Annotated in this window: 13 protein-coding genes and 2 pseudogenes; 2 read left to right on the plus strand and 13 right to left on the minus strand. The window is 69.2% G+C overall.

What is annotated here, in order from left to right:
• The 3 genes and pseudogenes from DDE13_RS22750 to DDE13_RS03440 all read right to left on the minus strand — a co-directional run.
• Nucleotides 1-245 (minus strand): annotated as a pseudogene (locus DDE13_RS22750) (signal recognition particle-docking protein FtsY); the annotation flags it as partial.
• Between the two features lie 92 nt (nucleotides 246-337).
• Entirely contained in the window at nucleotides 338-1,075 is a 738-nt protein-coding gene (locus tag DDE13_RS03435) for an FG-GAP repeat domain-containing protein (protein ID WP_111401493.1), read from the minus strand.
• The gene (locus DDE13_RS03440; protein WP_111401495.1) at nucleotides 1,075-1,398 is read right to left on the minus strand and encodes a 2Fe-2S iron-sulfur cluster-binding protein; all 324 of its coding nucleotides are present in this window, start codon (nucleotides 1,396-1,398) and stop codon (nucleotides 1,075-1,077) included. The genes DDE13_RS03435 and DDE13_RS03440 overlap by 1 nt, the downstream gene beginning before the upstream one ends.
• A 120-nt stretch (nucleotides 1,399-1,518) precedes the next feature.
• On the opposite strand from DDE13_RS03440, the pseudogene DDE13_RS23665 reads away from it, so the two are divergent.
• Both DDE13_RS23665 and DDE13_RS03450 read left to right on the plus strand, forming a co-directional pair.
• A pseudogene (locus tag DDE13_RS23665) lies at nucleotides 1,519-1,926 on the plus strand (OB-fold nucleic acid binding domain-containing protein); the annotation flags it as partial.
• Between the two features lie 294 nt (nucleotides 1,927-2,220).
• On the plus strand, nucleotides 2,221-3,375 hold the full coding sequence (locus DDE13_RS03450; RefSeq protein ID WP_111401499.1) for an MFS transporter: 1,155 nt from the start codon (nucleotides 2,221-2,223) through the stop codon (nucleotides 3,373-3,375).
• 86 nt (nucleotides 3,376-3,461) lie between these two features.
• Here the strand turns inward: DDE13_RS03450 and DDE13_RS03455 are convergent, their stop codons facing one another.
• The 10 genes from DDE13_RS03455 to DDE13_RS03500 all read right to left on the minus strand — a co-directional run bounded on the left by DDE13_RS03455 (nucleotide 3,462) and on the right by DDE13_RS03500 (nucleotide 12,816).
• Nucleotides 3,462-4,928: a DegQ family serine endoprotease gene (locus tag DDE13_RS03455; protein WP_111401501.1), complete on the minus strand. Its 1,467-nt coding sequence runs from the start codon at nucleotides 4,926-4,928 to the stop codon at nucleotides 3,462-3,464.
• 135 nt (nucleotides 4,929-5,063) lie between these two features.
• Nucleotides 5,064-5,987 carry a hypothetical protein gene (locus DDE13_RS03460; protein ID WP_111401502.1) on the minus strand — a complete coding sequence of 308 codons (924 nt, stop codon included), beginning with the start codon at nucleotides 5,985-5,987 and terminating at the stop codon, nucleotides 5,064-5,066.
• 10 nt (nucleotides 5,988-5,997) lie between these two features.
• The gene (locus DDE13_RS03465) at nucleotides 5,998-6,189 is read right to left on the minus strand and encodes a DUF2065 domain-containing protein (RefSeq protein ID WP_111401503.1); all 192 of its coding nucleotides are present in this window, start codon (nucleotides 6,187-6,189) and stop codon (nucleotides 5,998-6,000) included.
• Nucleotides 6,186-7,064: a protease modulator HflC gene (gene hflC, locus DDE13_RS03470; RefSeq protein WP_111401505.1), complete on the minus strand. Its 879-nt coding sequence runs from the start codon at nucleotides 7,062-7,064 to the stop codon at nucleotides 6,186-6,188. Before hflC ends, DDE13_RS03465 begins: the two co-directional genes overlap by 4 nt.
• A gap of 3 nt (nucleotides 7,065-7,067) precedes the next feature.
• Nucleotides 7,068-8,237 carry an FtsH protease activity modulator HflK gene (gene hflK, locus DDE13_RS03475; protein WP_111401507.1) on the minus strand — a complete coding sequence of 390 codons (1,170 nt, stop codon included), beginning with the start codon at nucleotides 8,235-8,237 and terminating at the stop codon, nucleotides 7,068-7,070.
• A gap of 106 nt (nucleotides 8,238-8,343) precedes the next feature.
• Complete coding sequence (gene gorA, locus DDE13_RS03480) at nucleotides 8,344-9,699, minus strand: glutathione-disulfide reductase (RefSeq protein ID WP_111401509.1); 1,356 nt, start codon at nucleotides 9,697-9,699, stop codon at nucleotides 8,344-8,346.
• A 9-nt stretch (nucleotides 9,700-9,708) separates the two neighbouring features.
• The gene (rpiA, locus tag DDE13_RS03485; RefSeq protein WP_111401511.1) at nucleotides 9,709-10,482 is read right to left on the minus strand and encodes a ribose-5-phosphate isomerase RpiA; all 774 of its coding nucleotides are present in this window, start codon (nucleotides 10,480-10,482) and stop codon (nucleotides 9,709-9,711) included.
• 74 nt (nucleotides 10,483-10,556) lie between these two features.
• Nucleotides 10,557-11,234 carry a thiamine diphosphokinase gene (locus tag DDE13_RS03490; protein ID WP_111401513.1) on the minus strand — a complete coding sequence of 226 codons (678 nt, stop codon included), beginning with the start codon at nucleotides 11,232-11,234 and terminating at the stop codon, nucleotides 10,557-10,559.
• On the minus strand, nucleotides 11,231-11,461 hold the full coding sequence (locus DDE13_RS03495) for a DUF2842 domain-containing protein (RefSeq protein WP_111401515.1): 231 nt from the start codon (nucleotides 11,459-11,461) through the stop codon (nucleotides 11,231-11,233). Before DDE13_RS03495 ends, DDE13_RS03490 begins: the two co-directional genes overlap by 4 nt.
• Nucleotides 11,462-11,520: 59 nt before the next feature.
• A complete protein-coding gene (locus DDE13_RS03500) occupies nucleotides 11,521-12,816 on the minus strand; it encodes an adenylosuccinate synthase (RefSeq protein WP_111401517.1) in 1,296 nt (431 codons plus the stop codon).
• Between the last annotated feature and the right edge of the window lie 50 nt (nucleotides 12,817-12,866).

Below are 12,866 nucleotides of genomic sequence, written 5' to 3' on the forward strand. Positions count from 1 at the left end.
GTCCGGGGCGCATCGGGCGCCTGCGCCACGCGGGCCGGGTCCGCCGTGGCTGCAGGTGCGGGTCCGGGTGCGGCAGGCGGCGGCAGCGGATCGGTGGGGTGCGGCAGGTCCGGACCCTTCGTCGCCGCTGGCGCGGATGACGGTTCGGGCGCCGCGGAATCCGATCCGACGATGGCATCCATCCCCTCCTCGATCTTCGAGGAGGATTTGAACATCCGCTCCTTGAGCTTCTTGAAGAATGCCATGCCGTGTGTCCTTGCGCCCGCGCGTTGCGCGCATCCCTAGCGAAGCGCGCAGGTGGATGGAAGGCCCGCGCCCTGCCCCGCCCGCGTGGTGACTAGCGCGCGCAGGCCAGCGCCGCGTCGAAATCCGCCGGGCCATCCAGCGGGCCGATCTGGTGCGCCGCCAGCGCGCCACCGTCAAAGCGCACGGCCATGATGTCGCGCCAATCCCCATCGGCCAGCACCAGTTCCGGTCCCGCGCCGCAGTCGCGCATCCCGCCCGAGATGAACGGATCCCCGATCCGGTGATTGGTCACACCGCCCATCGACGCGATCTCGGTCAGCCCGCCCGGCGCCCAGGACCACACGCGGAGCGTCTTGGCGAGGTGCGGCCTGTCCACATAGGCCAGATCGGTCACGCCATCGCCGTTCAGGTCCGCCACCGCCACGGGGGCGAGCCAGCGGAACCGCGTGCCGATATGGGGCGTCGCCGCGACCTTGGCGAGCGCGCCGCGCCGCAATCCGTAGACCGCCAGTTGCGCGCCTGCGGACAGGTCGGATTCCACCACCACGATATCCGGCGCCCCGTCGCCGTCGGCATCGACCACCCGCGGGGCCACATCCTCGAACACCGCCGCATCCCCCGGCGCGTCCCGCAGGTCGAACCGGTATTCCGCACCGTCCGCCCCGCGCGCGGCCAGCACGAACGCCTCGGGGATGTCGCCCAGCACCCGGTGGCCATAGACCCCGGTCGGCGCCTCCAGCCACGCCGCCACCAGTGGCGCCGGCGCACCGTCCGCCGCGGCCCCGCCCGCTGCGCAGACCACCGCGAAGGCGCAGGCGGCCCGGCCCATCAGATCTGCTTTTCGGGCATCTGCACCACCAGACCCTCCAGCGCCTCGGTCACCTTCAACTGGCAGGTCAGGCGCGACCGCTTCGGATCGGGCTGGTAGGCGAAATCCAGCATGTCCTCTTCCATCGGATCGACCGCGGGAAGCTTTTCCATCCAGTCGGGATGGACATAGACATGGCAGGTAGAACAGGCGCAGGCCCCGCCGCAATCCGCCTCGATCCCCGGAATGCCGTTGTCGCGCGCGCCCTCCATCACCGTCAGCCCGACCGGCACATCCACGACATGCTCGGTTCCGTTATGCTCGATATAGGTGATCTTGGGCATGGCTCGTCTCTTTCGCTGCTGCGGCATTGGATACCGCCCTCAGATATGCCAGTGCCCCGCCATTTTCCAGCCGCGGAATCACGGCTTGCGCCGCCGCGCATATGTTCTATTTTCGTTCTCATGGATCACGGACCCTACGCCCCCGACCCGCACCGCTTCGACCGCCCCCGCTTCGACCGCCCCAGCGTGCCGCCGCCGGGGCGGCCCTGGCCGCGCCCGCCCGCGGCCCTGCCCGCAAGCTGGCTGGACCGCCCGCCGGGGGGCGCGCGTGTGACGGTTGCGGGGCTCGTGATGCTGCGCCAGCGGCCCGGCACCGCCAAGGGGGTCATCTTCGTGACGCTGGAGGACGAGACCGGCACGGTCAACGTGGTCGTCTGGAAGAAGATCTATGAACGCTTCCGCCGCGCGGTGATCGCTTCCCGGCTGATGCGGGTAACGGGAAGGGTGCAGCGCGAAGGCCCGATCACCCATGTCATCGCCGACCGGGTGGAGGATATCTCGGACATGCTCGACCGGCTTCTGGCCGAAGACGACCGCGCGGGCCCGCTGGTCGCGCGCCCCGCCCCCGATCCGCGCTGGACCCGCCAGCTGGTGCCCGAACAGGCGCGCGCGGGCGACCAGCCGGGCCGGACCTATCCCGACCGGCGCGCGGCCCCGCCCGACTGGGCCGATTGAACGCCCCGCGCGCGGCAACGCCACACAGGGACAGCGCCACGCCCGGCACCGTGCCGTTCTCCTTGCCGGGTTCCCGGCCCTGTGGTTAGCCTGATCCGCCGGTGATCCTTGTCGCAGGCACATCGTGACCTGCACCGGGGCCGTGTCGTGCACAATCGCTGGATCATCCTGTTCGTGCTGTTCTTCGCCCGGACGACCATGGCGTTCCAGTTCCAGTCCGTGGCGGCGCTGTCGCCGCTCATGATGGACAGCCTGCTGCTGTCGGTCGTGGATATCGGGCTGCTGATCGGTCTCTATCTCGGTCCCGGCGTCGTCGTGGCCTTTCTCGGCGGGTCGGTCGCCTCCCTGCTCGGCGACAAGCGCGTCGTGGTGGCGAGCCTCGTGCTGATGGTCGCGGGCAGCCTGCTGATCTTCAACGCCACATCGCTGCCGGGGCTGATCGCCGGGCGCATCACCGCCGGTATCGGCGGCGTCGTGCTCAACGTCCTGATGACCAAGATGGTGATCGACTGGTTCGCCCGGCACACACTCGCCACGGCCATGGCGATCTTCATCAGTTCGTGGCCCATGGGGATCGGGCTTGCGCTGGTCGCGCTGCCATGGCTGGCCGACCGGGGCGGGCTGGGCGCGGCGTGGATCGGCGTCACGACCGTCACGGCGCTGGCACTGGTCCTGTTCACGGCACTCTACAGGACGCCCGAGGGGGCGGTGGCCCACGGGCGCATCTCGGTCGTCGGATTGCCCTGGTCCCCGCTTGTCCTCGCGGCCCTGACATGGGGGTTCTACAACGCGGGCCTCGCCATGGTCTTCGGCTTCGGTTCCATCATCCTCGTCGGGAACGGCCTGCCGGTCACAAGCGCCAGTACAGCCACCAGCCTGTTCATGTTCGCCATCGTCATCGCCGCCCCGCTGGGCGGCTGGATCGCCGACCGCACGGGCCGCCGCGACGGGGTGATCCTGTTCACCCTGCTGGCCGGAATCGTCCTGCTGCCGCTGATGCAGGGGCTGTCCGCGAAGGCGGCATGGATCGTCTATGGCGTGTCCGGGTTCGTCATCGGCCTGTCGCCGGGTGCCATCGTCAGCATGACATCGCAGATTCTGCCGCCGCAGGCCCGCGCCTTCGGAACCGGCGTCTACTACGCGATCTACTATGCCGTCATGATGCTGGCGCCGCCCGTCGCGGGTGCGGTCGTGGACTTGACGGGCAGCGCGGGCAGCGCCCTGTTCCTCGCGTCGGGCATGATGGGCGTCTGCGTACTGACGCTCGTGCTGTTCAGGCAGCGTGCCGCCGCCACGACCTGAAACGCAACAGCGCCCGGCGCGACCGGGTCGATACGAAAAGGGCGGCCCCGCAGGACCGCCCCCTCTAGCGTCACGCGCAAAGCGCCTCAGCCGTCCAGCGGCAGCGCCATGAAGCGCGGTTCGCCCGCGCGTTCGATCAGCAGCAGCAGCGAGGTGCGCCCGGCATCCTTCGCCGCATCGATGGCGTCGGACAGGTCGCTGGCATCCGCCACCCTTTCCTGACCGGCTTCGGTGATGACGTCACCGCGGCGCAGGCCCTTCTCGAAGGCCGGGCTGGCCTCGTCGATCTCCGTCACGACCAGCCCTTCCGCCCCCTCGGGCAGATCGAGCTGCGCGCGCAGCTCGTCCGTCAGACCCGTGACCTCGATGCCCAGCATCTCCTGCGGCACCGGGTCGTTCGCGGGCGCCGATGCGGGCACGGCCTCGGCCGTTTCGCGGCGGCCCAGCGTCACCTGCAGCGTGGTCATCTCGCCGTTGCGGAAAACCGTCACGGGCACGGTCGCACCAACGGCGGTGTTGCCCACGCGGCGCACCAGTTCGCGGGTATCCTCGACTTCGTTGCCGTCGAAGGACAGGATCACATCGCCCGACTGCATGCCCGATTCCGCCGCCGGACCCTCGGGGACATCCGTCACCAGCGCACCGGCCGCTTCTTCAAGCCCGAGCGCATCGGCCAGCTCGTCCGTGACGTTCTGGATGCGCACGCCCAGCCAGCCGCGGCGAGTTTCGCCGTATTCCTGCAACTGCTCGATCACGGGCACCACCACTGCCGAGGACATGGCGAAGCCGATCCCGATGGACCCCCCGTTGGGCGACAGGATCGCGGTGTTCACGCCAATCACCTCGCCATCCATGTTGAACAGCGGCCCGCCCGAGTTGCCGCGGTTGATGGCCGCGTCGGTCTGGATGTAATCGTCATAGCTGCCCGACAGCGCCCGGCCGCGCGCCGACACGATGCCCGCGCTGACCGAAAAGCCCTGCCCCAGCGGGTTGCCCATGGCCATGACCCAGTCGCCCACGCGCGCGGCATTGCTGTCGCCGAACGGCACGAAGGGCAGCGGATCGTCGCTTTCGACCTTCAGAAGCGCGATATCGGTGTTGGGATCGGTGCCGATCACTTCCGCGGGCAGTTCCTCGCCCGAGAAGAATTCGATCATGATCTCGTCCGCGCTTTCGATCACGTGGTTGTTCGTCACGATGAAGCCGTCCGCCGAGATCACGAAACCGGACCCAAGCGCCGATCCGCGGCGCTGGCGCTGCTGCGGACCCTCGCCGGGGCCGTTGCGCTCCATGAAGTCGCGGAAGAACTCCTCGAAGGGCGACCCTTCGGGCACCATCGGCAGACCGGGGTTGGCCGCGCTGGACACCGAGGTGCGCGTGGTGATGTTCACGACCGAGTCGCTGACCTGTTCGGCCAGTTCGGCAAAGCTCGCGGGGGCCGCGCTTTGGGCGGCCAGCGGCAGCGGCTGCCCCAGCGCCACCACGACTCCGAGACCCAGGGCCACGATCGCCGCCCGGAACCCCCCTTGCCGCGCTTGCTCGTTGCGTTCCATTCTCGTTCCTCTCTTCTGATCGACGCCGTCTTGAAACGGTCCTGGCACAGGATATGGGCCCCATCGACCCGGACTGCCAATGCGGGCGCGCGAACTGTCACGCACTCGTGACGCAAGGTCCGCCGCGACGCCGCGTCAGAACCGCAGCGACACCTGCCCGCCGACGACCGGCGCGTCGTCGTAGTCGGTACGCGACAGAAGCCGCCCCTCGTCGTCCCGCACCGTCAGCTCGCCCCCGTATTCCATGCCGGCGAACGCACTGACCGAGGTGCCGGGATTGGGCTGCCAGCCCACCGTCGCCACGACCGGGAAGCTGTCATGCCCGCCAACGCCGCCCGGCCCCGCGCCGCTGTCGTCGAGCCGGAATTCCGCGCTCTCGATCCGGCCCGCCAGCCCGACCCGCAGCGCGTCGGTCACCGCATAGCTGAGCGTCAGGCCCGGCCCCTGCGTCGCCCCCACGCCCTGCCCCGTGGACAGGTTCCAGCGGTCGGTCACGTCCCAGTCGATGGCGAGAAAGGGAAACACGGTGCGGTCCCGTTCCAGCCGGCTGAACACGCCGATGCCGGGGCCGATGGACAGGCGGTCGGACACGTCCCAGAACACCGCGCCGAACACGCCCCAGGTGCGCCCGTCCGACAGCGACGCCCCGGTCTCGGCGGTCTCGCGCAGGGACGGCACCAGGATCATGCTGGCTCGCTCCCCCAGCCGCGTGCGGAACGACACCGACAAGCGCCGCTCCTCCACATCGTCCCACAACGGGGCACCGCCGAAACTGTAATCCGCCCCGCCCGCACCGAGGCTGACCCCGAGGATCGTTCCGCCCGGCGCGATGCGCGACCCCGAAAGCGATGCGAAATACCGCGTCACGCCGACATCGCCGCCGCCATCGCGGTCGGCCTTGGCCTGGTGCCCCACCAGCGCGCTCACACCGGGGGAAAACCGCGGTGCATCGCCCATCGGTCCGCCCTGCCCCTGCGCCGCAGCCGGCACGGCCAGCACCGCGGTACAGGCGACCGCCAGCATCCGCCGCGCCCCGGCGCCCGTCTCCGTCACCCGCATTCCTGCCCTCCTACCCGACCGCCTGCGCGATCCACACCAGCATCACCCCGGCCGCCAGCGCACCCAGACCAAGCATGCGCCGCAGCGGCACAGGCATATCGATCAGCACGCGCAGCATGTCTTCCACGCGCGAAGGGGCCAGTGCAAGCACCAGCCCCTCGAACACAAGCACGCCCGCAAGCGCGACAAGCCACAATGTCACGGACGCCCCGTCGCGCTGTTCAGATAGTTGAAGAATTGGCTGTCCGGCGACATCACGATGGACGAATTCTCGCCCTGCAACGCCCTCTCATAGGCCGCAAGCGACCGGTAGAAGCTGAAGAACTCCTCGTCCGCGCCATAGGCTTCGGCATAGATCGCCGTGGCTTCGGCATCGGCCTCACCGCGGGTTATCTCCGCTTCGCGCCGCGCTTCCGACGTCAGTTCGACCACGGTCCGATCGGCCTGCGCGCGCACACGCTGCGCGGCCTCGTTACCGCGGGCGATCTCGTCCGCCGCCTCGCGTTCGCGTTCCGCCCGCATCCGGGCAAAGGTCGCCTCCAGGTTCTGGTTGGGCAGGTTGGTCTGCTTGAGCCGCACGTCCACGACCTCCAGCCCCAGCGCGTCGGCGCGCGCCTGCGCCTGGTCGCGGATGCGCACCATCAGGTTGGCCCGCTCGGGCGACAGGATCGTGTTCGACGTCACGCCTTCCGACCCCAGCACTTCCCGCGTCTGGGTCGTCAGAATGTCCGCCAGCCGCTGCTCGGCCACCCGCAGGCCGCCCACACCGACCGCCTGCCGGAACCGCACGACATCGCGAATCCGGTAACGCGCGAAGGCGTCGACGATCAGGCGCCGGTCGTCCGACGGCGTCACTTCGAGCGGCGAGGTGTCGAGCGCGAGGATCCGCGCGTCATAGCGCACGACTTCCTGGATCAGCGGCACCTTGAACGCCAGGCCGGGTTCTTCCTTGACCTGCTTGATCTGACCGAACTGCAGCACAAGCGCCTTTTCCCGTTCGTCCACGATGAAGATGGACGACAGGAACACGACCACCAGCACCACCAGAACGGGTACGAGATATGAGAGTTTCTTCATGGCTCAGTTCCCCACTGCCTGCTGGTTGCGGCGCAATTCGTTCAGCGGCAGGTACGGCACGACGCCATTCGCGCCCGAACCGCCTTCGGTTCCGCTGTCGAGGATCACCTTGTCGATATCGCCCAGCACCGATTCCATCGTCTGGAGATAGAGCCGCTGGCGCGTCACCTCCGGCGCCTGCCGATATTCCGTCAGAACCGCCGAGAAGCGCGACGCCTCACCCTGTGCGGCGTTGATCGTCTCGGCGCGATAGGCTTCGGCTTCTTCGAGGATCTGCGCGGCTTCACCGCGCGCCCCCGCAAGAACCCGGTTGGCATAGGCATCCGCCTGCCGCTGAAGCCGGTCGCGTTCCTGTTCGGCCGCCTGCACTTCGCGGAACGCGTCGATCACTTCCTCGGGCGGGTCGGCCTGGTCAAGGTTGACCCGGATGATGTTGATCCCGCTGTCATAGTTGCGCAGCGTCGTCTGGATCAGTTCCTGCGCGCTCGCCTCGATCTGCCCGCGGTCCCGGTTAAGGATCGGCGACAGGTTCGACTGCGCGATGATCTCGCGCATGGCCGATTCCGCGACCGACCGCACGGTCGCCTGCGGGTCCGCAAGGTTGAACAGGAACATGGCCGGATCACCGATGTTCCAGACCACCTGGAACTCGATATCGACGATGTTCGCATCCGTCGTCAGCATCAGGCCGCTGCCCGTGCCGCCGCCCGATGTCGCCGTCCCGATCGATTCCGACTGTTCGCGCGTCACCGGGATCACCTCGGCCGTCACCAGCGGCCACGGCGCGAAATTCAGGCCCGGCTCGCCGATGGACGAGAACTTGCCGAGGAACAGTTCCACCGACTGTTCTTCGGGGCGCACCGTGTAGAGCGACGAGAACACCCAGAGCGCGAAGGCCGCCAGAACGCCCAGCCCGACGGTGCCGCGCGTCAGCTTGGGGCCACCGCCGCCACCGCCCGTGCCGCGCCCGCCGCCAAAGCCGCCGCGCCCGCCCATGAGCACCTTGAGCTGTTCCTGCCCCTTGCGCACCAGGTCGTCGATCTCGGGGATCTGCGGGCCATCGCCGTTCTGGCCGCCGGGCCGTCGTCCGCCGCCCCGGTTGTCGCCGCCGCCGCCACCGCCGGTCGGGCGATTTCCGCCACCGCCCCACGGGCCTCCGCTGTTGCCTGCCATGGTCTACCTTCTTCCTGTTCCGATCCCGGATGCATGACCCTTAGATGATCGTCATGCCATCAATATCAACCCGCGCCGCGGCGCGGGCACGGCCGTCTGCGCGCGCTCAGGCGGTGCGCAGCGGCGTCTTCATCGTCACCAGCTCCTCGGCCATCGTGGGATGGACTGCAACCACGCGGTCGAAATTCTCCTTGGTGGCGCCCATCTTCACCGCGATCCCGGCCAACTGGATCATCTCGCCCGCCTGCGGTGCCACGATGTGGCAGCCCAGAACGCGGCGGGTGGCCGCACTCACGATCAGCTTCATCAGTACCCGGTCCTCGCGCCCCGCAAAGGCCTGCTGCATCGCCTTGAAGGACGCGCAATAGACCTCGATCGGTTCCTGGTCGCGGGCTGCTTCCTCGCTCAGCCCGATGGTGCCCAGTTCCGGCTGGGTGAACACCGCCGACGGGATCAGGTCGTGATCGGGCGATGTCGGGTTGCCCTTGAACACCGTCTCGACAAAGGCCATCGCCTCGCGGATCGCCACGGGCGTCAGGTTCACCCGGTCGGTCACGTCGCCGATGGCATAGACCGACGGCACGCCCGTCTGGCTGTATTCATCGACCTTGATCTGGCCATTGCGCCCCGTCTCGATCCCAAGCGCCTCCAGCCCCAGCCCGGCCGTGTTGGGCTTGCGCCCCGTGGCGTACATCACCGCGTCATATGTCTCGTGCGATCCGTCCGTCGCCTTGACCCATGTCCCGCCGTCGCGGGCTTCCATCTCCAGCACGTTGGTGCCCGTGCGCAGATGGATGCCGTTCTCTACCATCTTCTCGGCCACCAGTCCCCGCGCCTCGTCGTCGAAGCCGCGCAGCACTTGCGCCCCGCGGTAGAACTGCGTGACCTCGACCCCCAGCCCGTTGAGGATGCAGGCGAACTCGCAGGCGATGTACCCGCCGCCCACGATCAGCATCCGCTTGGGCAATTGCGGCAGGTGGAAGATGTCGTTGGAGGTGATGACATGCTCCGCACCGGCCATGTCAGGCACGAAGGGCCAGCCGCCCGTGGCGATCAGGATGTGCTTGGCGCTGATCCGCGTGCCATCGGCCAGTTCGACCTCGTGCGGGTCGCGCAGCACGGCGCGCTGCCCGAACCACGTCACGCCCGACCCGTCCAGCAGCCCCTGGTAGACCCGCTCCAGCCGGTCCAGCTCCGCCTCCAGCTTGCCGCGGAAATGGCCCCAGTCGAACGCGCCCACCGACGCATCCCAGCCATAGCCGCGCGCATCGTCCACCACCGCCGGATACCCGGACGCGAACACCATCAGCTTCTTCGGCACGCAGCCGCGGATGACGCAGGTGCCGCCCATGCGGCTTTCCTCGGCCAGAGCCACCTTCGCGCCGGTGCCGGCGGCCACGCGCGCCGCGCGCACCCCGCCCGAGCCCCCGCCGATCACGAAAAGATCATAGTCGAACGCCATGCGCCCCCCTCATTCCGGCAATTCCATGGCCGCGGCCATGTCCACATCGGCCCAGTCCACGCCGCCGCCACGGGTCCGCGTCTCGGCCCGCCCGTCGGGATGGCCGATCACCACCGTGTCGCACATCCCCAGGAACAGCCCGGTTTCCACAACGCCCGGCACGCAGGTCAGATCGCACATCAGCCGGTCGGGATCGCCGATCCGCTTCAGATGCAGGTCGTAGATCAGGTTGCCCTCGTCCGTCACCACCGGCGCGCCGTCCCGGACCCGCAACACCACGTCGCGCCCGTCCACATCCGCATCCGCCAGAACCCCGGCGATGGCCCGCCCCGTGGCACCGTGCCCGAAGGACGTCACCTCCACCGGCAGTGGGAAGGCCCCCAGCATATCCACCGCCTTGGTCGGGTCGGTGATGACCACCAGCCGGTCGCTCGCCGCGGCCACGATCTTTTCCAGCAGATGCGCCGCCCCGCCGCCCTTGATGAGCCGGAATTCCCAGTCGAACTCGTCCGCCCCGTCGATGGTCAGGTCGAGCCCCGGCACATCGTCCAGCCCCACGACCCGCAGCCCCAGCCGCGACGCCAATTCCCCCGTCCGCGTGCTCGTCGGCACGCAGGTCAGGTCCAGCCCCTCGGCCGCCGCCCGCGCCGCGAGCGCCCGCACCATCCACGCCGCGGTGGACCCGGTGCCAAGCCCGACCCGCATCCCGTCCTCGATCAGGTCGATCGCCCGGCGCGCGGCCGCGAATTTCCCGGCATCGGCGCCGGTGGGGGGCTGGGGCATCCCGGTCTCCTCTCGCAACATCGCCTTCCCTATAAAGAAGCGCCCCGCGCAGCGGTAGACCAAAGCGGCAAAAATCAGCCGGCCGGCCAGCCCGGCGCAGCCTCCAGGCCCGCCAGCACCGCCCCCAGGCAGCGCCGCGGCAGCATCAGCAGCATTCCCGGCGCATCGAACGCCAGATCGACCGGCCCCTCGGCCTGGTTCGATGTGCCGATCACGCCGCCGGGGGCAAAGCCGATCCCGTCGATTGGCCAGTGAAGGCCACGGCTCTTGCCCCTCACCGGCGCCATGGGAAACAGCGACACCCGCGTGCCCGGTGCCAGATCCAGCCCGATCCGCGGCGGGGCCAGCACGATCACCTCCCGCGCGGCCAGCACGACGCAGCGCCGCATAGGCAAACGCGCCAGCGCGTTGAACACCGCCAGCGCATGGTCAAGCCGCCCGCCCCCGAATCCAACGGCCAGCACCAACGGTGCCGCGATCCGCGTGAGGCATTTCTCGAAATCGGTGCTGTCCTGCTCGGCGACCGGGTGCACCGCATCCCCCAGCGCCGCCCGCGCCGCGGCGCTCAGGCTGTCCATGTCTCCGATCACGGCGCGCGGGGTCACCCCCAGCGCCAGCGCCCTGTCGGCGCCCCCGTCGGCGGCCACCACCGGGCGGTCATGGGCACCCGCATCGGCCATGTCCGCCGCCCTCACGGGCCCGCCGCCGACCAGCACGACCGGCCCGTCCGACGACAGGACCGGGGCGGTCACGATCTGCCGTCCTCCGCATCGGGGTCCGGCTTGCCGATGCCCCGGAACACGGCCCGAAACGGGATCGCCCAGACGATGCCGAGCACGACATAGACAAGGAACTCCACCACCAGCGGCGGACGCCCCAGCATGTTCAGCACCGTGATGACGGCCACGATATAGGCGGGCAGACCCACCAGCAGCACCACGAGCGACCAGCGCCGCCGCGCCTTCCACGACAGGGCCATGGCATGTCTCCTTTGCTTTGCACCGGACCTAACCGCGCACGCGCCGCTTTCAACGCCGATCAGTCCGCGAACGGATCGGTGACAAGGATCGTGTCGTCGCGTTCCGGCGAGGTGGACAGCAGCGCCACCGGGCAGTCGATCAGCTCCTCGATCCGGCGCACATACTTGATGGCAGCGCCCGGAAGGTCCGCCCAGGACCGCGCGCCGGCCGTGCTGCCCTGCCAGCCCTCCATCTCCTCATAGACCGGTACGACCCGCGCCTGCGCCTCGGCGGCGGTGGGCAGGTAATCCAGCCGCTCCCCGTCCAGCTCATAGCCCACGCAGATCTTCAGCGTCTCGAACCCGTCGAGCACGTCGAGCTTGGTCAGCGAAATCCCCGTCACCCCCGACACCGCGCAGGTCTGGCGCACCAGCACCGCGTCGAACCACCCGCAGCGGCGCTTGCGCCCCGTGGTGGTGCCGAACTCGTGCCCGCGCTCGCCCAGCCGCTGCCCGTCGTCATCGAACAACTCGGTCGGGAACGGGCCTTCGCCCACGCGGGTCGTATAGGCCTTCACGATCCCCAGCACATAGTCGATGGCCGACGGGCCCACGCCCACGCCAGTCGCCGCCTGCCCCGCGATGACGTTGGACGAGGTCACGAACGGATAGGTCCCGAAATCGATGTCCAGCAGCGCGCCCTGCGCCCCTTCGAACAGGATGCGTTTCCCGGCGCGGCGCTTTTCGTTCATGACCTTCCAGACCGGGGCCGCATAGGGCAGGATCTTGGGCGCTATCTCGCGCAGGCTTGCGATCAGCGCGTCGCGGTCGATGGGGTCGATCCCCAGCCCCCGGCGCAGCGGGTCGTGGTGCTGGAGCGCCCGGTCCACCCGTGCCTCCAGCGTCGCGGCATCGGCCAGGTCCGCCACGCGGATCACCCGGCGGCCGACCTTGTCCTCATAGGCCGGGCCGATCCCGCGCCCCGTGGTGCCGATCTTGGTGCCCGAACTTGCGGCTTCCTCCCGCGCGCGGTCCAGCTCGCCATGAAACGGCAGGATCAGCGGCGTGTTCTCGGCGATCATCAGCGTCCCGGGCGTGATCTCCACACCCTGCGCGCGGACCGTCTCGATCTCCTTCACCAGATGCCACGGGTCGAGCACGACGCCGTTGCCGATGACCGACAGCTTGCCGGGGCGCACGACCCCCGACGGCAGCGCGTGCAGCTTGTAGACCGTCCCGTCCACCACCAGCGTGTGACCCGCGTTGTGCCCGCCCTGAAAGCGGGCGATCACGTCGGCACGCGCGCTCAGCCAATCGACGATCTTGCCTTTTCCCTCGTCACCCCACTGGGCGCCGACTACGACGACATTGGCCACGGTTCATCCCCTCGTTCTGGTCCGGCGACCGCTATAACGGCGCCCCGCGC

Origin of the sequence: Meridianimarinicoccus zhengii (genome assembly GCF_003254465.1) — a bacterium.
Classification (GTDB): domain Bacteria; phylum Pseudomonadota; class Alphaproteobacteria; order Rhodobacterales; family Rhodobacteraceae; genus Meridianimarinicoccus; species Meridianimarinicoccus zhengii.